Origin of the sequence: Niallia alba (assembly GCF_012933555.1) — a bacterium.
Lineage (GTDB): Bacteria > Bacillota > Bacilli > Bacillales > Cytobacillaceae > Niallia > Niallia alba.
Genome location: NZ_JABBPK010000001.1, coordinates 4,433,622 through 4,456,021, shown reverse-complemented (window position 1 = coordinate 4,456,021; position 22,400 = coordinate 4,433,622). Strand labels below are relative to the sequence as shown.

Here is a 22,400-nt window from a genome sequence, read left to right as displayed (position 1 = left end):
AATCCTCATTTTTAACCATATATTAACGCCTCCCTTTTTCTTATATATAGACGATTTGAAGGACATTGAACATGAATGAATTAGGCAAAATGGGATTATGTGGGGTTTGGGAGTCGGTGGGATAGTTCTCCAGCTTCCCTAAGCTTAACGCACCTCATAAAAAGAATTGGTAGAACCGTCCCTCTGAGTACTTTTAATGAAATTCGGGTATTAATAAGGTAATAGGGAGGTGATAGTTGATGGCGGAAAATAAAGGGAAGTCAGCTTCTAATAATCCACAAATGGATATGGATAATCCGGAACAATATCCTACAGAGAATGAGAGTATATTTGATAAGTTTGAGATAGAGCAGACGGTTGATCCTATTCCAATGGAAGATTTAAAAGAAGAGCTAAGAGAAGAAAAGGCAAAACATGTTACAAAAAATACGTCTTCAAGTGAAAAAAAATATAAAACAGGTATGTGACATAGAGGGAAGCAGAGGGACGGTTCTTTTGAGGTTATTAAAATAAAAAATCGAGACTTGATAAGTACTCGATTTTTTTGTTGTTATAGGTTTCTTTCTATGTGGTAAATATGTATATTGCAAATAAAAACACAAATAAAGATCAGAAGAGATTCTTCTGATCTTGAGAGAGTCGATTATTTTTTTGTGAAAACAACCTTATTTAAGCTGGAAATATTTATCCGGTCTCCTGTTTTTAGTGTAGTGGTTACACTAGTTACAGAGTAGTCATCTGATTTATTAGAAAGGATCTCATTTACTAACAAACTACTTCCTCTATAAATAATTAAATTGCCAGAACCGCTTGGTGTTGTTATTTTATATTTTCCTGGATTAATATCCTTCCCTACAGTCCAATATCCAGCATGGAGAGTATTTGATTTAACGTTGGATACTTGCTTAAACTGCACATTATTTAATCCTGCAATTTCAATGGAATCGCCATTTTTAATGTCGGTTGTCACAGCAATAACACCGAAATCATCTTGCTCGCTTGAAAGAATTTCGTTTATAAATCGATCGGTTCCCATTCCGATAAATAAATTGCCACTACCAGAATTAGTTGTAATTTTGTAACGACCAGCAGGAAGGTCTTTGCCTGCTTTCCATGTTCCTGCACTTAAGCTTTTTACATAAGGTACGGTTATCGTTGCAGTTGCGTTTTTTCCATTGGTAGTGGAAGCGGTAATTTTAGCCGTACCTGCACCTAGTGCGGTTACTTTTCCTTTGCTGTCTACTTTGGCTACTTTGTCATTCGATGTTTTCCATTTTACTGTTTTATTGGTTGTATTACTAGGACTAACTGTTGCAGATAAAGTTAGTGTTTTTCCTTTATCTAAAGTAGCGGCTGTTTTATTCACCTTTATTGATTTAGCAGCAACTGGGGCAGTAATTGTCACTTTTACCTTTACCTCTTTAGCTCCTTTCACTGAAGCTGTAATGGTAGCTGTTCCTTTTTTCACCCCTGTTACTTTCCCTTTACTATCTACTTTTGCTACTTTGGTATTGGAAGATTTCCAGCTAACTGTTTTATCGGTACTATCTGAAGGGGAAACAGTTGCTTTGAGTGTTTCTGATTTCCCTTCTGAAATAGATAAACTAGTTTTATTTACTTTTACCGTTTTAGCAGAGACAGTGACTGCAACTGTTTTAGAAACTTTTGAGTTATCCTTGGCAGTAGCGGTAATCGTTGCTTTCCCATTAGCCACTCCTTTTATATTCCCTTTTGTATCAACCGTTGCAACTTTTGTGTTAGAACTTTTCCATTGCACCGTTTTATCAGCTGCATTTGCAGGTGTTATAGTAGCAGATACTTTGAATGTCTGATTCTTTGTGATATTTAAAGTAGACTTACTTAGTTTCAAATCAGTTGGTACAATTTTTGTAACAGTAACGGTAATGCTCTTCTTTATATTAGGATTGCCTTTTGCTGTTGCAGTGATTGTTGCATTTCCTGCTTTTACGGCTTTCACATTTCCGCTTGCATCAACTGTAGCTACTGCCGCATTATTTGTTGACCAGGTCAATCCTTTATTTGTAGCATTTGCTGGTTGTACTGTAGCAGTTAATTTTTCAGTTTGGTTTACTTTAAGCGAAACACTAGATTTATTGAAAGTAATGCTTTGTGGTATGATGTTTTTTCCGTAAAGCTTATTGTACCAATCATATAGTAGACATATACTATGTCTCCTTTAGAGATAGTATACGAATAAGGTTCGTCTTCTGGATAGAGGATATCCGTTCTTTTTTCATTATAGTTTTTATCGTAGATGCCTATATATACTACATCTTCTTCATCATCAGGATTATCAAAATTAATGGTATAATTTCCTGCAGGTATATCGGTTCCAACTTCATAAAAACCATTGGATATTTTCTTTAAGTTAATTTTTGAAATAGACGCGACTTCTACTGGAGAAGAACCTCGGGATAGATCGAGTCCAACTATATCCCCTTTTTTTAAACTGGCAACAAATTGATTGGAACTATAGTAATTATCACTATCAATTTCTTCCTCAATAATTGTATAATCTCCTCGATCAACGTATAATTATGCCGTACCACTGGAAATGGTAAATTTATTTAAACCTGGGGATAAATCCTTTCCTACAACATAAACCCCGGTTTTTAAAGTTTTAGCGGCAGCTTGTACATCGAGAGTAGTACTTCCTGACGCTAATGAAAAAACTAATAACAGCATAACAATAGCTTTCATAGCTAGATTCCTTTTCATTCGAACCCTTCTTCCAATAATAGATTAGTAGTATTACAGAATGATTATAAACGTTTTCATTGGAAAAATCATCAAAAAAAGGGAAGCAGAGGGACGGTTCGAGCCCACTGAAAAAGTCTTTTTTTTCGTGTGAAATGAAGAGCAAGCATATTGGAAAGTAAAATAAGGTTGGTTTGGAGAGGCGTCCGCTCGACTCCTATGGGAGCTGCGAGAAAGTCCGAGACCCCGCAGGAACGTAGTGACGAGGAGGCTTGGCGCTCGCCCCATGGAAAGCGAGCGGACGCCTCGGAAAACAAATCCATCATCTTATGTTTAAAAATGGCTATTGTCCATCATCATTAACTAGCCAGTTTTTCTGTGCCCTCGGACGGTTCTTCTGCTTCCCTTTTTTGGGGTACTAAATTAAAAGAGAAGCGGTAGAACCGTCCCTCTGAGAGCATTACTTACCTTCTAGTTTTTCCAAAGCGGATGCTACAATTGCTGCGCAAATGTCCCCAACAGTGCTTAAGAGACCAAGAACAAAATCTATCACTTAGCAATCAGCTCCTTTGAGAAGATAATACCATAAAATGGAATTAATCTGCTAGTGATGCCTTTAAAAAAGAAATCACTAGAACTATCTCTCTGCGTCCCTCTAGAAAAACGAGCACCTGAGAAGTTCTTTCCCAGGTGCTCGTTTATCAAAAATTATCACATATCCCTATCTCTGTGGAAATGCTACCGTATATTGTTTAGGAATTTCTGTTTCTTTTCGTAATTGTGCAGCAGCTTCAATGGTCCAATATGGATTGCGAAGCATGCCTCTTCCAACTGCAACAAGATCTGCATCTTCGTTTCCGATAACAGAGTTTGCTAATTCTGGTGAGTCTAATCTTCCAACTGCAATAACTGGTACAGTTAATCCTTGTTTAAATGCACGAGCTAAAGGAACTTGGTATCCGACATGTGTTCCTGGTTTACCTGCAGCAGCAATTGGACCTTCTCCACCCGCACTGACATGGAAAATATCTACTCCAGCTTCTTCATACTTTTTAGAAAATGCAACACTGTCTTCAATATCATATCCACCCTCAACATATTCTTTACCAGAAACACGCATGATTAACGGCATATCTGCTGGCATTTCCTCTTTCACAGCTTTAATGATTTCTACGCCGAATTTTGTTAGATCTTTGCCGTATTCATCTTCCCGTTTGTTTGTGTAAGCAGATTGGAATTGGTGAATTAAGTATCCATGAGCACCATGTAACTCGATTGTATCAAATCCGGCTTTAATAGCACGAGCAGCAGCCTGGCGGAATTTCTCTACCATGCCTTTTACTTCTTCTGTTGATAATTCTCTTGGTGTTTTTGACTTATCATCAAATGGAATAGCAGATGCTGATACTGGCTGTGGTGCGTCTTCTGCTTTTCTACCAGCATGGGCAATTTGAATACCTACTTTTGCGCCGTATTGATGACATGCATCTACAATGCGTTTTAATGGTGCGATATGCTCATCAGACCATAAACCTAAATCATTATCGGAAATACGACCATCGGGTTCTACATCTGTCATTTCAATAATGATTAACCCAGCTCCACCAATCGCACGACTTACATAATGTACATAATGCCAATCTGTTGCGATTCCATCTTTCTTCTCCACTGAATATTGACACATTGGAGGCATCACTACACGGTTTTTTAATGCTAATCCTTTATAAGAAAAAGGAGAAAATAGATCTTTCATATCCAAGCCTTCTTTCATTGAAATTTAATTGTTTGTCTAAAAATTACCACCAGCGATCGTTTAATTCAAATATTCTGCTTTCAACAAGAAATTATTATGCACAAAAGGGGGAAAAAGATCCGTTGTCTCCCTCTAGTATGTGTGGATTTTAGAACCTTAAATACTAGTAAAAAAAATTATCCATTAAGAGAAATCAATTTTAATATTAAAATATTTTAAATATACAGTAAATTAAAGGTATATTATTTTATCTTATTAATATGTTGTTATATAATGAATATAATTACTAAAATGCGGCTTCAAGTAAAAAAAAGGCGCAACTTCACAGAGGAAGACAATTGAATACTCAAATTATTGGGGGATGGAGATGATAAAGTGAAATTACGTTCCATTATCTGTTTTCTTAAAAGACGGCATAAATTTAGCTATTACTCCAATAAGTGTGTGCGTTGCGGCAAAAAAAGAGAGATATAAGTCTATAATAAATAAATGAATTAACTTTTATAATACTCTTGATAAGGAGTATTTTTTTGTTTTAAAAGTTATTTCTTGCTAAAACTAATGGTATTAGTTAAAATAAAAACTAATACCATTAGTTTTGTTGAGGAGGTTAATCTATTGAGAATAATCCAACGTAATTATTTATATCAGTTAACATTTCTGCCAATGATTTTTCCAGTAAACTGTTATCTGATTGAAGAAGGAGAAGAATTAACATTAATTGATGCTGCTTTACCTTTTAGCTATAAAAAAATTCTAGCGTTTGCGGAAGAAAGAAAAAAGCCAATTACGAAAATTATTTTAAGCCATGCCCATGGTGATCATATTGGATCATTGGATGCTTTAAAAGAGAGACTACCGAACGCAAAGGTATATATATCGGTAAGAGATGCTCGAATATTGAGTGGGGATCATACCATTGATAAGGAAGAGGAGCCATTTGTTTTAAAAGGTGGCCTACCAAAAAATATTCAAACAAAACCAGACGTTTTAATAAAAGATGGTGAACAAATTGGTTCTCTGTTGTGCATTGCTTTACCAGGTCATACACCTGGGAGTTTTGGATTTCTTGATAAGCGAGATAATAGTTTGATTGTTGGAGATGCTTTTCAAACAAGAGGAGGCCTCGCTGTTAGCGGTCAATTTAGAGCTTTTTTTCCATTTCCAGCAATGGCTACTTGGAATAAAGCAGAAGCGATAAAGAGTGCAAAAAAAATACTTCCTCTTAATATAAGTCTTCTTGCCACTGGGCATGGAAACTTACTTGAAAATGCTCATCTATCCATTGAATCATTACTTGAAAGAGAAAGGGGATAACTATGTCACCACGAGCAGGGATAACAACCCAAGATATTATTACATCAGCAATAGAGATTGCCAATACAGAAGGGATAAAGGAAGTAACGATGGCTAACTTGGCGAAGCGACTTCGAGTTAAATCTCCTTCTCTTTATAATCATATTAGCGGACTACCCGATATTATGAATCTACTCACATTACGAGCTCTCGAAAACCTCTATCAAGTACTGAAACAAGCAGTTTCCCAGGTCAAAAAAGAAGTGGCGATTCATCCGTTAAGTATTGCTTACTTAACCTTTGCTAGAGAGCAGCCAGGATTATATGAGTTAACTATCGAATCCACTTCAAAGAAAGGGACAGAAATTACCGCTGCTGCCAATCAAATAATTGCATTGTTGACAGAAGTATTAAGCCCTTACAATTTAAGCAGGGAAGATACCATTCATGCTATTCGTGGCTTAAGAAGCATTCTCCATGGCTTTGCATCCATAGAAAACCATAATGGGTTTGGGATGCCGATAGATGTGAATGAAAGTTTTTATTATTTAGTTTCTACCTTTATAGAAGGCTTAGAAAGGCATTAAATCGTTTATCCCACCCTTAACGGACAGTAAGACTCCGCCCTCAAGCTTATGAGTATACGAGGAAGATTGGTGGGAGATCAACTGTCCGTAAAGGTCCGATTGGTTCGACTAACCATCAGTAGGGAGGAAGGAAACCCCCTACGGATGGAAGTTTCACTTTATTGGAGTCACTATTCGTAGTGGCTCTTTTTTTTGGAGAAAAATTTGCTGAGAAAACATATATGTGGTTTAAAAAAAAAGAACGTGTTAAAATAGTTCAGTCACTTAACTAATTAATGAAATATCCTCTATTAATAATAACGATAATATTCGCAATAGTAAATATACAGCGGCTAATCGATAACATTAGTCATTTTTTAAAGAACAAGACAGAAATAAGGTAGTGGATGCGGAGGGAAAGGAGTAAACTATGTCAATAAGGACAATTATAGCTGATAAAGACAACCGAATAAATGCCTGTATTCGTCATTATCTAAAAGCACATTCAGATATTGAAATTATTGATGAGTGTAATAATGGCAAGGACTTACTAGATAAATTTATCAAGTTCAAGCCAGATTTAATTATTACTGAGGTAAATCTGCCATTCAAGGATGGATTGGAAGTAATGCAACAGTGTTATAAATTATGTAAGGATGTTAACTTTATCTTTATTGCGGATTCTGAAGAGTATGCACTAACTGCATTAGAATTAGAAGCAATAGATTATCTAATGAAACCAATTAGGAATTTTCGCTTATCAAAATCGATTATAAAAGCAAAACAAATAATAAAAAAGCAAAAAGAGAATCAGGCATTCCACTCTATCAATAATTTGCCAGTTAAATATAGTAAGGGCATGTACTATATTAAAAAAGAAGAAATATATTTTATTGAGAAGATAGATAAGAAATGTGTTATCTATACAACTAGGGATGTATTTGAAACACGAGAAAATATCGGAGAGTTATTGCATCAATTGAATGGCTCATTTTGTCTGTCACATCGCTCCTATATTATCAATCTAGAAAAAGTCACGGAAATTAGTCCATATAAGGAAACATATATTGCTTCCTTTAATGGAGTTAATAGACAAGCGAAAATATCCAAGCTGAAAATTGATGAGGTCAAGAAAAGGGTATTGATGTTTTTATAAAAGTAGTTCTTTTTTATCTGTTAGTTAGAAATAAATATGTCGAAATGTGGAACATTTTGTAGAAGCTCTGAAATGTATCAAGTTCTGTTTAAAATGTATGCTTTTCATTCGTAAATGACTGAAAATACGTCTCAATGGCGGTATATCGAATAGACAATTAATGACAATTTCGGTACATTTACTTGTATGATTAGGTCAAATGGAGAGAATCAGGACTTTTAGTTTATTTTGGAGGATACCCTAAGTGGATATAATAAAAAGATTAAAAAGCCAAAATTTTTATCATGTATACCAGCCTATTTGGAATATAAAAGAATGGAAAATAATTGGATATGAATCATTGTTGCGTATTTCTGATGATCCAGACTTACCGTTAGAAACTTTTTTTGCTAATGCAAGAAAAGAGAATTATTTATCTAAATTAGATACCTTTCTTATCAACGATACGATTGAACACTACCAGACACTCTCAGCAAGAAGGAAGAAGCCACTATTTATCAATATATTTCCATCGACTCTATTAGATGAATTATTTGAATCGTTTATATTATCATTAGTAGAAAATTTTCCTGCTATGAAAGGCAAGATTATTTTCGAATTAAATGAAACCGTGCTAGATAGTGAATTATGGGATTTACCACTATTTAAAGAAAAACTCCAGTTTTTAAAGGAAAACCAGTTTCAGATTGCATTAGATGATTTTGGAAAAGGGGTCGCTAACTTTCAAAATATCATGGAGGTGTCTCCAGACTATCTTAAACTTGATCGCTATTTTTCTAATAATTTAGCCTTTTCTCCCGAAAAACAAAAAATAGTTCATTTACTAATGGACTTTGCAGATGAAAAGATGAAAGTTATCCTTGAGGGAATTGAAGAAGAGACAGATTTAGCTATGACAAAAGCACTTAAGGTTCCTTTTGGGCAAGGGTTTCTGCTAGGGAAACCAGAAATGTTAGTATAAGCTGATTATAATGAAAGGTCCATCTTTTTTCTTCTTCTACTCCTATTTAATAAAGAGAGTAATGGGTATAATATTGTTTTATCTCACTCTTAACGAGCAGCAAAACCCAACCGCAAGCTGCAGAAAATCGAGGAAGCTAAACTGCCCGTAAAGGTCCGATAAGTGCAACTAACCTCCACTGAGGGAAGTTTTCTTTATAGAAAAAGCTGTCGTAACACTTTGTTTAGATTTCGCTTTCTAACATGCGATTCAAACATTTGAGGGCAGCTATTTTTGTATAGCTAGGATGGAAGACCCGAGAGAATAGTTCAAAATGCCATTGGAATTTTATAAGAAAGTAGTTATATTTTACTTAAAGACTTAGAGATATATGAGGGAGTATGGGACGAAAACCTTGTTGCTAGTAAAAGGAATAGATGGTTATGTTAAACTTTTTGGTTACTTTAGTTAGCATTTAGGACTCCTTAACTATACAATCATTACCCAGATGAAATGGGAGATAATCAAATGGATCATCAGGTGTAGTCTTATATAGAAAGGAGAAAGAATGGAAACGCTAACGATAGCGGTAGCTGAAGTAGATTCACATATAAGTTCTTTTTTACAAGAATCTATTGCTATACATTCTAGTTTTAAGATAATAGGTGAAGCAAAGACTGGTGAAGAATTATTAGAATTAATTTATCTGGAAAGACCCAATATTATTATTGTTGACTATGATTTACCCTCTATCCATTCCACTATTTTTAATAGCGCGTATAAGGATTATCTTCCCGCTTTTGAGTTGATTTTAATAGGAAGGGAAAAGAAGTTGGCAATAGAAGCATTCAATTATTCAGCAATTGGTTATTTATTCAAGCCTATTGAGGAATCACGACTGCTATCCCTTTTATATAAAATAAAAGAATCACATTCCATAATTAAAAGAACTACTCAGAACGGAAAAGACAAGAGAATTCTAATTAAGTTAAGCAATCGTTTTTTCTATTTGCGAATAGAAGATATACTATACATAGAGATAATAGCTCGAAAGACAATCATTCACACTGTAAAGTCATCTTATGAAACAACGGAGGCTTTTCTATCTTTTGTTGATCGATTACCTTGGTATTTTTATCGTACCCACCGTTCCTTCCTTGTAAACCTAAAGAGAATCACTCGAATTGAATTATTCGGTGAATCTTATTTGGCTTACTTCGAAGGAACAGATAAAAGCGCAAACATTTCAAAATTAAAAATTCGAGAAGTTCATTCGCTGCTTATTCGATAAGATTATTTGAAAGGAAAGAAGAGTCGAGGGACGGTCTTATTGAGGGCTGTTTTTCTGCTTTTTTACACATCGAGGCTCTTGTAATAACGAAATAGTCCTCACAAGAACCAGCCCCGAATTCGAACAAAAAGAACCGCCCCTCTGCTTCCCTTATTCCTTAATAAGAAGATAGATAAAATATGGTGCTCCTAAACAGGATAAAACAAGGCCGACTGGTATTTCTGAGCCAACTATTAGACTTTTTGCGACTATATCTAATGTTAAGAGCAGAAGGGCTCCTATTAGTGCTGCTACTGGTAGGAGTCGCTGATGTTTTGGACCGACAAGCATTCTTGCTAAATGTGGGGCAAGAAGTCCTAAAAAGGAGATTCCTCCGCCGACAGAAACACAAGCTCCTGAAAGTCCGACAGCAATGAGTAAAAGTATTCCTCGTTCTCTTTCAATGGAAACACCGAGTCCTTTTGCGAGGTTATCTCCTAACTGCAATAGATTAATTGATTGAAACTTACTCATTGCAATTGGAACTAGAATAAGGATCCAAGGTAAAAGGGCAAGAACATAACACCAGCTTGCACTCCAGATACTCCCTGATAGCCAAATAGTTGCTTGGGTAAAATCACGAGGATCCATCATCAATTGAAAAATGATGATTAAAGCACCAAAAGCAGAATTAATTCCGATACCAACCAATACTAAGCGGACAGGTGTAACCCCATCTTTCCATGCGATTATGTATATTAAGGCGGCTGCAACTAATGCTCCAGCCAGTGCAAAAAATGGCATGATATAAACAGATAAGGGACCAGCTTGAAAAGAGCTTCCTTGAATAAAGAAGATATAAAGAATAACTGCGAAGCCAGCACCTGAATTGATACCAATAATCCCTGGATCCGCTAAACTATTTCTGGAAATACCTTGTAAAATTGCCCCGGCAATAGCCATTCCAATTCCTATTAAAATGGCAATGACTGTTCGTGGGAGTCTAAAATTATATAAAATATTAAAATTTTGAGTGGAGCCTTTGCCAGTAAAAGTTTCTATAACTTCTATTGGGCTAATTTTTATGGTTCCCATATTTAAACTAAGAAAAAATACAAAAATAATTGTCCCAATTAGAATAGCGCTAATGATATATAATTTCCTATTAGTTGAATTTGAAGAAAGCATTATAGACCTCTCCCTTCGCGACGTGCTAAATAAAGAAAGAAAGGAACCCCAATTATAGCAGTTATTGCTCCTAATGGTGTCTCAAAAGGAGGGTGAACTAAACGTGCAATTACATCTGACAGCACTAATAAAAGAGCACCTACAACTGCCGAACAAGGAATAATTAAACGATAATCCGATCCTACAATAAAACGAACGATGTGAGGAACAACAAGCCCTACAAAGCCTATTGTTCCACCGACTGCAACTGCAGCTCCAGTTAAAAGTAAAACAACAACGGTACCCAATAGTTTCACAAAACCAACTTTTTGCCCTAAACCTGCAGCAACGTCCTCCCCTAAACTTAAAATCGTAATGGATTTGCTAATGAAAAAAGCAAGAATTAATCCTAAAATTGCTATGGGAATAAGTAATTGAACATTAATCCATTGTACGCCTGCGACTCCCCCTGCATACCAAAAGCTAATATCCTTTGCAACATCAAAGCGAAGGGCGATGCCAGTTGAAATTGAACCAAGAAGTGCACTAATAGCAGTACCGGCAAGGGCTAATTTCATTGGTGTTAATCCCCTTTTGGAGAGAGCACCGATTAAAAACACTAAAGCCGAACCTAAACCTGCGCCAATGAAAGCAAATAACATAATCGTCATGTTTGAAACAAAAGGCATAAAAGCAAATGCAATAGATACAGTAAACATAGCGCCAGATGTTACACCCATTATAGAGGGAGAAGCAAGTGCATTTCTCGTCATCCCTTGCATTATCGCACCTGAAACAGCAAGACTTGCTCCGATAAAGGCTGCCGCAAGCGCTCTCGGCAAACGTAAACGATAAACGATTTGATGAGCGGTTGAAGTACTATCATAATGAAAAATCCCTTGCAAAACAGTTGAGAAGTTAATGTCAGCGACACCTAGTATGATGGACATGCAAATAGAAAAAAACAGCAAGATGAGTCCAATAATAATAACTAAAGTTGCTGCTTTTGGTCGAAATACCGTTGCTTTTTCACTTTCTATAGAATGACTTTTACTCATGAAGAACCCACTTTCCAATTAGGTAAAATAAAGATAATAATAATATGTAAATTGTCGAATAATAAATAACGGTGGTAAACTTTTTAATTAATTCTACTATAAAATTAGTTGAAAATCGATATTTATATTGAAAGTGATAATCGTTATCATTTATAATCTAGTTATATCATATTAGGAGGATACATAATGAACAACCGTAAAGTGAAGTTTGTATTATTTACATGCTTATTACTTGTCTTCACAGTGTTAGCAGCATGTGGAAATAATCCTGAATCCGTGATAAAAAATAATTCTTCCGATAATTTTAGGAATTCCTTATTTTCTTGCCATTCGTACTAATTTAAGTTGGATTGATTGTTTTTTGTGTACACTAAATAAAACCTGCTTACCTATAATTTTTTTCAGGTCTTATTACCTATTCAGTTTCCTAGGCTTATGTTGTAAATGAAAGATACAGTCGTTTAAAAGTAGGAAACCAAGGACTATGATTTCCAAACTTTAAGTAAATTCTTCGGGAATGCTTTACCAATTTTGCAGCTAATGTAATCAAATTCTGGATAACCGTTTTTACTCGGCGACGGAAGACCTTTCTTTTAAGCGGCGCATCCCCTGATTTCAGGCTTTCTTGGCCAATAATCCGAAGGAGATTGTAGGTTAAACATCCAAGATGTAAGATTAATTCATTGGTGGCAAATTTCCCAGAAGGGAAACGTTCTAGGTCTAAATCCGTTTTTAATTCACTGTGGAATTGTTCACAAGTGGCATGTTCGTGATAAAGGCTAATTATTTCCTCTGTTTCATTAGGTAGGGTAGTCCAATAGCTCTCAAACTCAACATCTGGGATTAAGAGGATTTGGCCGTTTTTATCAATCGTTCTTTCTGTTACTTTATAGACTTGGCGAATGGCTTTTTTCATTCCCTTTGGAGTTGTTTCTAAAGCACCATAGAATACACGTTTTCCTTCTCGCTCCTGAACGCATTTACCGAATTGTTCAGCTACCATGAGCCAGTTTTCAGGCTTTTCACGGCGAGGATTTCGTTTAATTATGAAATCGGCCTTTTCATTCACACAAACTTTTAGGTTTTCGACACTATCGTTTCCTGCATCCATACGGACCAATAACGATAGATCAGTAATCATCCGAGAATATATAATACTTTTCTCGAGAAATTTCTCAGTATCCTTTTGAACGTGTGTGCTTCCCTCCCGAAGTTCCACATTTACAACGTAGCCTTCTTGACCCAAATAGGAGAAGTTAGGGGAATACCCGTCACATCCTTTGTATGTGCGACTAACCCCTTCTTTCTTAGTATTTGAGTTATCAAATGGCGATACATCAATATCCAGAGGTACGTATGATTTTTTGTCACTAGTAATTGTTGGAGTGACAGGAGAATCAAATTGCCGTATTAGTTTAGCCGATTCTTCCAGAACAATGGATTTCCATCCAGTCACCTTGGCAATTTGATCGAGTCGTTGCCGTAGTGTGGGACTTGATGGAACCACTTGAATATCCAATGCACGATAAAAGAAGGGATCATCTCGAAATTCTTCGATATGGTCGAAATCATTCTTACCTTGGCACAATAGACCCACATAAGAAGTGGTAACATCCCCATTAAGAATGGCCGGAGACGACTTGATTTCTGGGACCTTTAAGGATGAAAAACGTTTGTAAAATTTTGTTTTTGATAAAAGCAAACCTATTAAACCTAGACCCGAATGGGTCGTTAATGTATCATCGGAATCTTCTAAAATAAACTTAACCAATTTCAACACCTGCCTGGTGAAATAAAATTATCAACATAAATCAGCTGATAACATTATTATATCAGGATTTGTGGGCACATTTATTATTAATTACGTCACGGACTCAGGATAATAATAGTAAGGAAGATAATGGAAATAAAGAGAACGGATCTTCCGAAAGCGAAGGATCGTACAGTAACAGATGCAATCGGAAATGAAGTAACAGTTCCAGCAGAGCCTAAAAGTGTTATTGGTTCTTATCTAGAAGATGACTTAGTAGCCTTAGGAGTTACTCCAGTTGCACAATGGTCCATTCAAGAAGGAAAAGGAGTGCAAGATTACCTTCAAGAATATTTAAAGGATGTTCCAACTATTGATTCTGCATTGCCATACGAAGCAGTATCTAGCTTTACTCCTGATTTAGTATTAATGTCTTCAGCTTCAGTAGTAGAAGGGGCGAAATATGATCAATATGCGAAGATTGCTCCAACATATGTAGTTGCCAAAGAAAATAATAATGACTGGCGTACTAGATTACAAACAATAGGGGATGTAGTAGGGAAAAAAGAGGAAGCAGAAAAAGTACTAGCTGACTATGATAAAAAAGCAGAAGAAGCAAAAGGGAAAATTCAAGAATCCATTAAGGATGAATCAGCAGCAGCAATCTGGCTTGTATCCAATCAATTATTTATTGTAGGAGAAAATGTATCAAGCGGTGCGGTATTATATGGAGATTTAGGGTTGAAAGTACCAGAAGTTGTAAAAGAAATTTCTGCTACAGCAACAGGTAACTGGTCAGCGATCTCATTAGAAAAATTAGCACAACTTGATGCAGATCATCTTTTCCTAATTAACAGTGATGGAGAAGGAGCAGAAGTATTAAAAGATTCCTTATGGTCCAATATTCCGGCCGTGAAAAACGGAAATATTTACGAATACAGCCCAGACTCAAGCTGGCTATACTCCGGTCCAATCGCTAACACACAAATCATTGACGACGTTGTGGAAAGTTTAGTGAAATAAGAGTATATACTCTTTGATTTTGTAGTGGAGGAAAGCAGGGGAACGGTTCTACTGAGGACATTTCTCTAAATTATAAACGCCAAGAAAAAGGGATGAATACTTTTTCTTGGCGTTTTATTTTTTCTAGGAATTTTAGTTTAAACAAATAAAACTCCATGAATTGTCCTCACAAGAACCGTTCCTATGATTCCCTTCTTCTATAATATCGAAATCTTGAAACGAGCATGTCCATTACGATTTGATAGATAAAGGAGTGGGTTTGGATATCTGTTTGATGTGGGAAGAGAATGGAATCGGCAACAAAATCGTAGTCATTTACCTTTGGATTGGAGGAGATGACGACGATTTTTGCTTTTGTGTTTTTAAATACATTTTTCTTAGGTGTTCCTGCCCGAAGTTGCTGTTTTTCTAAGAAGTTTCCTGAATTAGAAAAAATAATGATTAGCGTATCCTCTTCTGCTTCTGCAATGTATTCCTCTTGTTTAATATCGCTTTGAAAGGTTACAATAAATTTCCCATTATAAGCTAATTTATATTGTAGATCAAAGGCCGCTGATTCTGAGAATAATAAGCCAAATGAAGCAACATTTTTGAAATGAAGGATATCCCTTGCTAGTCTGTCAATAGCTTCTAAATCAATTTGCTTTTTGTATGCTTCAATATCTTTTATGATGGCATCAAAGTAGCTTTCTGTCCCTGATTTTTCAATAGAAGACAAGATATTAGAGATATAATTTAAATCATTTTGATATCGGTTCTCAATAAAAGGCGCTGCATCTTTTAAGTCAAAGTAGTCATCAAATCCGATAGAGCGTGCAAATTTCTTTATTAGAGCCTAACTTTGTAGGACTTGTAACGGAAAATGGAACTACTGTTGATTTTCTTGGCATTCCGACAGTTTTAATGACTTATTCTGGAACAGTAATTCCGGCAATTGTTGCCATTTATGTTTATTCTCACTTAGAGAAAATTTTAAAGCGCTTTATTCCAAAAAGCATTCAAATTTTTGCCCTCTCAATGGTTGCGTTGCTAATTATGGTACCCCGGTTTATCCGTTATGCCGCTATTCAAGAAAGATTGATTGGACCGGATGGAACTTATCCTGTGATTGGTCGTTCCAGTACATATCGATTTGGAGCATTTCAAGCTTTGGCTCAAGCAGCGCTGCAAGATTCCTTACCTACTAATGTCACGCCTGCTCAAGTAAGATGTGGTTTAACAGCTGTGGTTGAAAAGGGAATTCGTGCAGCTGGGACGTTTGATGAAAAAGGGTGGCTCTTGCCTGGGGTATGTGGACATCAACCTGCTTTAGCTGAATCCTATATTGGAATTGGAAGTTTATACCTTTGTTTAGCAGTATTTCTACCATTGGGGATTTCTGAAAATGCTGCTTTTTGGAAAGAGAAGGATACAGACTGGAGTAGTAAAAAAATATGGCAAGGGGAAGAAATTGCCATTGATCATAGTATCTAGAATTTCCATCTAGAATGTAAACAGAGTTACTGTAGGTAATAAAAAATTATTTGTTAAATTGGATAAATAAATTACTGATATAAGTCACGTTTTATAGGGAGTTTTTTAGCTCCCTATAAAACGTGTTCCATAAGGTTTTATCAGGAATGTGTAATTTCTTACATGTTCTACTTGAAGCATTGAATGACCTTAACGGATTTACTAATTGCCGAAAAGAAAATTTAAATATCTTTACTATAGAATATCTACAAAAAATGAATCGGTTGCCTCTATTAACCAAGAAAGATTATTATTGGCGAAGAAGATTGGTACGACAAGTGTGGTTGTAACTACGAAAAATGCAAAAACGGATACAATCGTTGTTAGGGTGACGAAATGAATGGTACATTGCTGTTCATTTTACAATAAAAAATAATTTTGGAATAAATCTTATAAAATACGAAGTTATTTCGTAAAGGCTTTTTATAAAGCTCGATTGCTAGAATGGCCAATCAGCGAGGAAGTAGTAATCTCACTGATTGGCCATTTTTATCCCACTTTTAATGGGCAGTCATCCCCACTGTTGGACGTTTGCTTTATTGTTCTTATTTAAATAGAAATACGATGGTTTCCATGAAAGAAAAAAGATAAAAAACATAGTATCATGCTACTTATCCCAATATTCCCCTAAAAAGGAGTCACCATTGCGGTAAAATCGTGGATCATATATGCCAATTCTATTATTATCATCTACAACTACAACAAAGGGTGACCATTTATAAAGAGTAGCTGCAGCAGGATTTTCTGCAAATAACAGATTAAGATCTGCCTCATTGCTAGAAGTAATTCGCTCCACGAAATCAGCCTTTGTTAGAAGCGAATCATTAATAATATCAATTGTATTGTCATTTTTGCCAATAACGGTAAAATGCCAAGGGACAAAGCTGGCGGATAGTGCAAGATCCTGATAATCCGTCTTATAATTTTTGTATAAAATAGAGCCTTGTATAGATTGAATAGCAATATGAAGCACAATTAGCACCCAGCCAATACGGAACAATACATGTGTTTTTACTTTAGGATAAAGCTTGGATCCGATAAATGTTAATAAAAAGATGAACCATATCACTAAATCAACGATAGGAACCGTACCGAAAGTTAATCGAACAGATGAAAATGGTTCGAGATAACCTGTTCCCCATGCATTAAACACATCACTAGTATTGTGGATAAATACTGCAAGAAGTGCAATGAAATAGGATTGAATTCCCTTTGTTTTAAATACCAAACGATTGATAATGTAAAAGAATAATGCCCATAGAGGAGCTAGAAAAATAGAGTGCGTAATTCCTCTATGCCACATCTGATATTGACCAGTAGTATCCCAAAGCTGTGATATAACATCAATATCAGGGATTTGACTGGCACCTATGGATGTAATAAGAAGGGCATATTTTTGTTTCTTATTCATTTTTTCTTTATTGACACTTTGATAGATTCCGACTCCAAATAAGGTATGTGTAATAGTATCCATATTTCCCCCGCTCTTGCAACGAATAATCTTTACTTTATCCCACTTTGACAGTAAAACTCCCTCCTCAAGCTCATGAGAATAAGAGGGAGATAGGTGGGAGATCAACTGTCCGTAAAGGTCCGATTGGTTCAACTAACCATCAGTGGGATGAAGGAAAACCCCCACTGATGGAAGTTTCACTTTATTTTCTCTAATATTTCAATATATAGTTCGTTTTTGGTGGATGTTCTTTTATTCATCTTTACAAGGTGATACATCACAATGATGAAAAAGAAAATCCATGTGAATAGTTGTACAAAGAAATCAAATTCAGCATTTACTGTAATTTCTATGCTGAATATCCTCGGATTTTGAATGAAATACAAAAGGACTCCAGCGAATAGAGTAGAAAAAATAGCCATAATTGTGGCGGGAAGGGAGACTGTATTTCTTTGTGCCCTAAAATAGGCTAGTAAAAGCTCTCTTTTCTCCTTATCGATTTTAGTAAAGGCCTCTTTTATAAGCTCAAGGTTATCCACAAGATTATATTTTGGCTTGATGTCTTTAAAGAGATTTTGTTCTAGTCTTCTGCCGCCATTTCCTCCATCATCAACCCATTCTAAAAGGTTTTTATAATGTTTCTTTTTCCATCTTGTTTCACTATTAGAAAGAAGTTGTAAGAAGCTATCTAAAAGAAACATAATAAAGACAGAAAGTAGAATCGAAAAAATCCCATTGATAGCTGGTTGATTTAATACTTCCATTGCACTCATTATTGCTAATCCTAAAAATAATACAATAAAAATAAAAGTAGCCCATAGTATTCTGTTCATAAAATCATCACCAATACATGTTAATTTAAGTAATATTTAACTTTACTTTCATTATAGCAATTTATTGGAGGGAAACATAGGGACGGTTCGAGACTACTAAAATACGGCATAAATTGACGATTAAAAATAGCATAGTATTAAAATGGGATATTGTAATGGATTTCCGAGACGATTGCCATGCTTTCTGGGGCTATTTCGAATTTTCTCGCAGCTCCCATCGGAGTCGAGCGGGCGCCTTTCCAAACAAATCTTATTTTTATTTTTAAATAGGCTTGCTCTTCATTTCTTTCGAAAAAAAGACTTTTTTTAGTGCTCACATTCATTACACCTCATAGCAGAAACGGTTTCTCTTAAGAAAAAGGAAATGAGTCGAAATATATAGGTATAATTAACTATTGTTCCAATAAAAGGTATACCGTTCATTTTATTTTATGGTAATATTGTACTATTGTTGAAAAAATTTAATAAGAGGAGATGGGGAAATGAGAGAAGTAGTATTTTCGATGAATTTATTATTCTTTTGGATTAAGGGAAAAGTAGAAGTCGATAGTAGGTTTGTGAAAACAAATCTATCAAACACAATATTAGGATTTATTCCAGCAGGTAAAGACCAACAAAGCATTCCTTTAAAAAATATTTCTGGGGCTATTTTATCATCAAAATATCATATTAAACGCATTCTTTTAGGACTAATTATATTTTTTATAGGATTAGGTTCTTTAAGTTCCAGTATTTTTGGATTGATTATACTCCTAATAGGTGTAGGGATTGTTGGGAATGGTATACAAACTATACTTACAATTGAAAAATCAGGGACAACCAATGTTATTAGTGTTCCTTTTTTTGAAAAACAAAAGATGCAATTATTACAGGATAGTATACATAATGCCTTAGCAGAAGATACAGATAAAACAGATCTAAATTTATTTTTTGATAAAAAATCGCAAGAAGTATAAATTTATTTTCATGAGATTAGTGCTATTGTATCCATATTATTAATTGCAAAATGTGGCTTCTAAAAAGCTGTATACAAGTCTTTTTAGAAGCCCAATCAATTTTAAGCTATCAAAATTCAATCGAAATCCAACTGACTCTCATCACAAGAACGCCCTTTTATCTCTCTCAAACTTCGAATGAAACGACTTTGCCTTCGTTCACTGCAATCAACCCATAGTCTGTTATCTTTAGGGCGGGACTTACAGGCAAGGAAAGGGTACTTAAAGACATGATTACGTTGTAATGTTCATACCCTAATGACTTTAAAGCATCTGTTAACTTTTCTACTTGAGAAGCAATGACTGCTAAAGGTTCTTCAGAAAGAATGCCTCCAACTGGTAGTGACACCATGGAAAGGATCTCTCCATTATGCACACAGCATATACCGCCTTGGTTTTTGATGACTTCATTTGCAGCGAGTTGCATGTCTTCTTTATTTTTCCCTACAACTAATAAGTTGTGATTATCATGGGAATAGGTGGTTGCGACAGCCCCTCTCTTTAGAATGTCTCCACCAATTAGGCCATGGGCTTTATTTTGATTTTTTCCGTAACGTTCAAATGTTTTCACTAAACAATAAGAGCTATCCATCCATTGCAATTTACCCGCCTTCACAGCCAGTGTATCTTGTCTTTCTTCTGTAAAAGTAGAGCCATTTTGCACATGAATGGTACGAACGGTTACACTATTCTTATCTGTGTCTATACGCACTTCAAAATCTTCTTCATGAAGTGGTGAGAGTTTTACACTTTCATAGAAAGAGGCAGGAAATTGTTTAGAACGGGCGCTCTGCACATATGGTAGTTTTTTATCAAACACCTTTTCGCCATCTTTATACACAGCATCAATGGAAAAGTCCGCTATATTACTGACTACCACAAAATCAGCGATTTTACTTGGTGCAATGACCCCTCTATCATACATTCTCATTCGTTGAGCAGGAGTATAGGTGCAAGCATAAATGGCATCCTCAATAGACAGTCCCATCGAAATAGCTTTCTTCAGTAATACATTTAAATGACCCCTTTTTTGAAAGGAATCAGCCATAACATCATCCGTAACAAAGCAGAAATGTTCTTTTACTGGATTTTCGATGAGATACTCGATTACTTCTGGTGTCATCGATTTCTCTTGAATTTCTAAAAACATCCCAATTCCAATTCTTTCCTTCATGCCCTCAACTGTTTGGTGAGTATGGTCAGAACCAACGCCAGCGAATGCTAGGCCTTGTAATTCCACATCTAACAATTTAGGAACATGACCTTCAATGATTAGTTCAGGATAGTTTTCGCGAACAAAATCTAGAATTTGATTGGTTTTGCAATCAGGCTTTGTAAGAACATCATAGTAATTCATAATTTCGCCTAAACATTTGATAGTTTCTGTCTGCAACAACTCTTCCATATCTTCTATATCAATGGAACCACCTGTAGTTTCCATTGAAGTAGCAGGAACAGAGCTTGGGATACCGTAAAACATATCGACCACTTCATTTTTGCTTGCTTTTATCATTTCTTTCACACCAGAAATTCCAAATACATTGGCCATTTCATGGGGTTCCGGAATGATCGTTGTTACCCCATTTTTTATTAATCCGTAGGAAAATGTTGCAGGTGTTACCATTGTACTTTCGATATGCAGATGAATATCAATTAAGCCTGGTACAATGTATTTTTCAGCAGCATCAACAATCTCCCTTGCTTGGAAAAATTCTTGCCCCTTTTTTCCGATATAAAAGAACTTACCATCCTTGATGGCAATATTTTCTTTTCTAAATTGTTTAAAATAACTATTGAATACTGTTCCGTTTAAAACGAGTGTATCAACTTGCATGAAAACCCCCTCCTTTATTCCACAAGCACCATTTGATTTTGTGGAATAATTACCGTTACTTCTTGTCCGTTTTTAAATGGTTGAACCATTTCTTTATTAATCGTGAAATTACCGAGGGCCGTTTCCACCACATATTGATAGCTTCTGCCAAGGAATGTTGTAATTTTGATTGTTCCATTCATGCCGTTTTTTGGGATAGCGGTTGAGCTTGGTTCCATCATAAAATCATCGGGGCGGATGGCACCAACTTTTTTATTTGGATTTTCCATATGGGCATGGCGATCTATTCTAAATACTAATCCAGCTTTTTCAAGTTCGATATAATCCTTGTGATCGGTGCGTTTATCAAATGTAATAAAGTTTTTAAATCCAATAAAGTCAGCGACGAATTTCGTTTCTGGATATTTATAAATGGTTGCAGGGTCGCTTAGCTGTTCAATGACCCCTTTATTCATAATCGCAACTTGATCTGATATGGAGAAGCATTCCTCTTGATCATGAGAGACATAAACTGTAGTTATTCCAAGTTCCTGCTGAATTCTGCGGATCTCGACTCTCATATTAACGCGAAGGTTCGCATCTAGATTACTTAACGGTTCATCAAATAATAGAATGTCTGGTTCGATAACTAACGCTCTTGCAATCGCAACTCGTTGTCTTTGACCACCAGATAATTCGCCAGGAAAGCGGTGTTCAAATCCTCTTAAGTTTACAATTTCTAGCATATTTTGAACCCGTTTCTCGATTTCCTTTTTGCTAACTTTACGTAAACGCAGGCCGAAAGCAATATTGTCAAAAATGGAAAGATGGGGAAAGAGTGCATAGTTTTGAAAAACAAAGCCAAAATTCCGTTTGTTCACAGGAACCTTTGTATAATCTTTATCTTGAAAAATAAATTTTCCTTCACTCGCTTCTAAAAAACCAGCAATCAAGCGCAAAGTCGTTGTTTTTCCACAACCACTTGGTCCTAATAAAGAAACAAGCTGTCCTTTTTCAATACTTAAATTAAAATCTTCTAATATATTTTTCTTTTCATAAGCGACAGATACATTTTCTAAAGTAAATAAAGCCATTTT

General features: G+C 35.5%; 21 protein-coding genes. 10 read left to right on the top strand and 11 right to left on the bottom strand.

The features are described from left to right. Positions 1-239 precede the first annotated feature (239 nt). The gene (locus HHU08_RS21155; RefSeq protein ID WP_169189254.1) at positions 240-467 is read left to right on the top strand and encodes a hypothetical protein; all 228 of its coding nucleotides are present in this window, start codon (positions 240-242) and stop codon (positions 465-467) included. Positions 468-643: 176 nt separating this feature from the next. On the opposite strand, the gene HHU08_RS21150 is transcribed toward HHU08_RS21155, so the two are convergent. From HHU08_RS21150 to HHU08_RS21140, 3 genes are all read right to left on the bottom strand, one after another. Further along, positions 644-2,125, bottom strand: a complete 1,482-nt coding sequence (locus HHU08_RS21150) for an Ig-like domain-containing protein (RefSeq protein ID WP_328823078.1) — start codon at positions 2,123-2,125, stop codon at positions 644-646. A 431-nt stretch (positions 2,126-2,556) separates the two neighbouring features. After that, positions 2,557-2,739: a hypothetical protein gene (locus HHU08_RS21145; RefSeq protein ID WP_169189252.1), complete on the bottom strand. Its 183-nt coding sequence runs from the start codon at positions 2,737-2,739 to the stop codon at positions 2,557-2,559. A gap of 700 nt (positions 2,740-3,439) precedes the next feature. Further along, positions 3,440-4,471, bottom strand: coding sequence for an NADH:flavin oxidoreductase/NADH oxidase (locus HHU08_RS21140; protein WP_169189251.1), 1,032 nt, complete (start codon positions 4,469-4,471; stop codon positions 3,440-3,442). Positions 4,472-5,089: 618 nt separating this feature from the next. Here HHU08_RS21140 and HHU08_RS21135 point away from each other — a divergent pair. The 5 genes from HHU08_RS21135 to HHU08_RS21115 all read left to right on the top strand — a co-directional run bounded on the left by HHU08_RS21135 (position 5,090) and on the right by HHU08_RS21115 (position 9,720). Next, positions 5,090-5,788 (top strand): MBL fold metallo-hydrolase, encoded by a 699-nt coding sequence (locus tag HHU08_RS21135; protein ID WP_169189250.1) that lies wholly within the window; start codon positions 5,090-5,092, stop codon positions 5,786-5,788. A gap of 2 nt (positions 5,789-5,790) precedes the next feature. Further along, positions 5,791-6,354: a TetR/AcrR family transcriptional regulator gene (locus HHU08_RS21130; protein ID WP_169189249.1), complete on the top strand. Its 564-nt coding sequence runs from the start codon at positions 5,791-5,793 to the stop codon at positions 6,352-6,354. Between the two features lie 409 nt (positions 6,355-6,763). Continuing rightward, positions 6,764-7,489 carry a LytR/AlgR family response regulator transcription factor gene (locus HHU08_RS21125; RefSeq protein WP_169189248.1) on the top strand — a complete coding sequence of 242 codons (726 nt, stop codon included), beginning with the start codon at positions 6,764-6,766 and terminating at the stop codon, positions 7,487-7,489. Positions 7,490-7,733: 244 nt separating this feature from the next. Next, the gene (locus HHU08_RS21120; protein ID WP_169189247.1) at positions 7,734-8,450 is read left to right on the top strand and encodes an EAL domain-containing protein; all 717 of its coding nucleotides are present in this window, start codon (positions 7,734-7,736) and stop codon (positions 8,448-8,450) included. Between the two features lie 547 nt (positions 8,451-8,997). After that, complete coding sequence (locus HHU08_RS21115) at positions 8,998-9,720, top strand: LytR/AlgR family response regulator transcription factor (RefSeq protein ID WP_169189246.1); 723 nt, start codon at positions 8,998-9,000, stop codon at positions 9,718-9,720. 150 nt (positions 9,721-9,870) lie between these two features. Here the strand turns inward: HHU08_RS21115 and HHU08_RS21110 are convergent, their stop codons facing one another. From HHU08_RS21110 to HHU08_RS21100, 3 genes are all read right to left on the bottom strand, one after another. Then, positions 9,871-10,887: a FecCD family ABC transporter permease gene (locus tag HHU08_RS21110; RefSeq protein ID WP_169189245.1), complete on the bottom strand. Its 1,017-nt coding sequence runs from the start codon at positions 10,885-10,887 to the stop codon at positions 9,871-9,873. Further along, the gene (locus HHU08_RS21105) at positions 10,887-11,924 is read right to left on the bottom strand and encodes a FecCD family ABC transporter permease (protein WP_169189244.1); all 1,038 of its coding nucleotides are present in this window, start codon (positions 11,922-11,924) and stop codon (positions 10,887-10,889) included. The genes HHU08_RS21110 and HHU08_RS21105 overlap by 1 nt, the downstream gene beginning before the upstream one ends. A 433-nt stretch (positions 11,925-12,357) precedes the next feature. Further along, on the bottom strand, positions 12,358-13,701 hold the full coding sequence (locus HHU08_RS21100) for an IS1380 family transposase (RefSeq protein WP_118977697.1): 1,344 nt from the start codon (positions 13,699-13,701) through the stop codon (positions 12,358-12,360). Between the two features lie 123 nt (positions 13,702-13,824). On the opposite strand from HHU08_RS21100, the gene HHU08_RS21095 reads away from it, so the two are divergent. Next, complete coding sequence (locus HHU08_RS21095; RefSeq protein WP_169189243.1) at positions 13,825-14,697, top strand: iron-hydroxamate ABC transporter substrate-binding protein; 873 nt, start codon at positions 13,825-13,827, stop codon at positions 14,695-14,697. A gap of 181 nt (positions 14,698-14,878) precedes the next feature. Here the strand turns inward: HHU08_RS21095 and HHU08_RS21090 are convergent, their stop codons facing one another. Further along, positions 14,879-15,415, bottom strand: a complete 537-nt coding sequence (locus tag HHU08_RS21090) for a MurR/RpiR family transcriptional regulator (protein ID WP_169189242.1) — start codon at positions 15,413-15,415, stop codon at positions 14,879-14,881. A 95-nt stretch (positions 15,416-15,510) separates the two neighbouring features. Between HHU08_RS21090 and HHU08_RS21085 the strand changes: the two genes are divergently transcribed. Together HHU08_RS21085 and HHU08_RS21080 are read left to right on the top strand one after the other, a co-directional pair. Further along, the gene (locus HHU08_RS21085) at positions 15,511-16,170 is read left to right on the top strand and encodes a DUF2264 domain-containing protein (RefSeq protein ID WP_205835669.1); all 660 of its coding nucleotides are present in this window, start codon (positions 15,511-15,513) and stop codon (positions 16,168-16,170) included. Positions 16,171-16,375: 205 nt separating this feature from the next. Continuing rightward, positions 16,376-16,549 (top strand): pilus assembly protein N-terminal domain-containing protein, encoded by a 174-nt coding sequence (locus HHU08_RS21080; RefSeq protein WP_169189241.1) that lies wholly within the window; start codon positions 16,376-16,378, stop codon positions 16,547-16,549. 267 nt (positions 16,550-16,816) lie between these two features. On the opposite strand, the gene HHU08_RS21075 is transcribed toward HHU08_RS21080, so the two are convergent. Both HHU08_RS21075 and HHU08_RS21070 read right to left on the bottom strand, forming a co-directional pair. Next, the gene (locus HHU08_RS21075; RefSeq protein ID WP_169189240.1) at positions 16,817-17,683 is read right to left on the bottom strand and encodes a metal-dependent hydrolase; all 867 of its coding nucleotides are present in this window, start codon (positions 17,681-17,683) and stop codon (positions 16,817-16,819) included. 176 nt (positions 17,684-17,859) lie between these two features. After that, positions 17,860-18,495: a hypothetical protein gene (locus tag HHU08_RS21070; protein WP_169189239.1), complete on the bottom strand. Its 636-nt coding sequence runs from the start codon at positions 18,493-18,495 to the stop codon at positions 17,860-17,862. Between the two features lie 482 nt (positions 18,496-18,977). Between HHU08_RS21070 and HHU08_RS21065 the strand changes: the two genes are divergently transcribed. Beyond that, positions 18,978-19,451, top strand: a complete 474-nt coding sequence (locus HHU08_RS21065) for a hypothetical protein (protein WP_169189238.1) — start codon at positions 18,978-18,980, stop codon at positions 19,449-19,451. Positions 19,452-19,617: 166 nt separating this feature from the next. Here the strand turns inward: HHU08_RS21065 and HHU08_RS21060 are convergent, their stop codons facing one another. Beyond that, on the bottom strand, positions 19,618-21,324 hold the full coding sequence (locus HHU08_RS21060; RefSeq protein ID WP_169189237.1) for an adenine deaminase C-terminal domain-containing protein: 1,707 nt from the start codon (positions 21,322-21,324) through the stop codon (positions 19,618-19,620). A gap of 14 nt (positions 21,325-21,338) precedes the next feature. Next, positions 21,339-22,397, bottom strand: a complete 1,059-nt coding sequence (locus HHU08_RS21055; protein WP_169189236.1) for an ABC transporter ATP-binding protein — start codon at positions 22,395-22,397, stop codon at positions 21,339-21,341. Between the last annotated feature and the right edge of the window lie 3 nt (positions 22,398-22,400).

Coding starts and splice junctions, on each gene's coding strand:
- HHU08_RS21110 (WP_169189245.1), bottom strand. CDS start 10,887: ATGCTTTCTTCAAATTCAACTAATAGGAAATTATATATCATTAGCGCT.
- HHU08_RS21115 (WP_169189246.1), top strand. CDS start 8,998: ATGGAAACGCTAACGATAGCGGTAGCTGAAGTAGATTCACATATAAGT.
- HHU08_RS21065 (WP_169189238.1), top strand. CDS start 18,978: ATGAGAGAAGTAGTATTTTCGATGAATTTATTATTCTTTTGGATTAAG.
- HHU08_RS21095 (WP_169189243.1), top strand. CDS start 13,825: ATGGAAATAAAGAGAACGGATCTTCCGAAAGCGAAGGATCGTACAGTA.
- HHU08_RS21155 (WP_169189254.1), top strand. CDS start 240: ATGGCGGAAAATAAAGGGAAGTCAGCTTCTAATAATCCACAAATGGAT.
- HHU08_RS21130 (WP_169189249.1), top strand. CDS start 5,791: ATGTCACCACGAGCAGGGATAACAACCCAAGATATTATTACATCAGCA.
- HHU08_RS21070 (WP_169189239.1), bottom strand. CDS start 18,495: ATGAACAGAATACTATGGGCTACTTTTATTTTTATTGTATTATTTTTA.
- HHU08_RS21060 (WP_169189237.1), bottom strand. CDS start 21,324: ATGCAAGTTGATACACTCGTTTTAAACGGAACAGTATTCAATAGTTAT.
- HHU08_RS21140 (WP_169189251.1), bottom strand. CDS start 4,471: ATGAAAGATCTATTTTCTCCTTTTTCTTATAAAGGATTAGCATTAAAA.
- HHU08_RS21055 (WP_169189236.1), bottom strand. CDS start 22,397: ATGGCTTTATTTACTTTAGAAAATGTATCTGTCGCTTATGAAAAGAAA.
- HHU08_RS21145 (WP_169189252.1), bottom strand. CDS start 2,739: ATGAAAAGGAATCTAGCTATGAAAGCTATTGTTATGCTGTTATTAGTT.
- HHU08_RS21075 (WP_169189240.1), bottom strand. CDS start 17,683: ATGGATACTATTACACATACCTTATTTGGAGTCGGAATCTATCAAAGT.
- HHU08_RS21125 (WP_169189248.1), top strand. CDS start 6,764: ATGTCAATAAGGACAATTATAGCTGATAAAGACAACCGAATAAATGCC.
- HHU08_RS21105 (WP_169189244.1), bottom strand. CDS start 11,924: ATGAGTAAAAGTCATTCTATAGAAAGTGAAAAAGCAACGGTATTTCGA.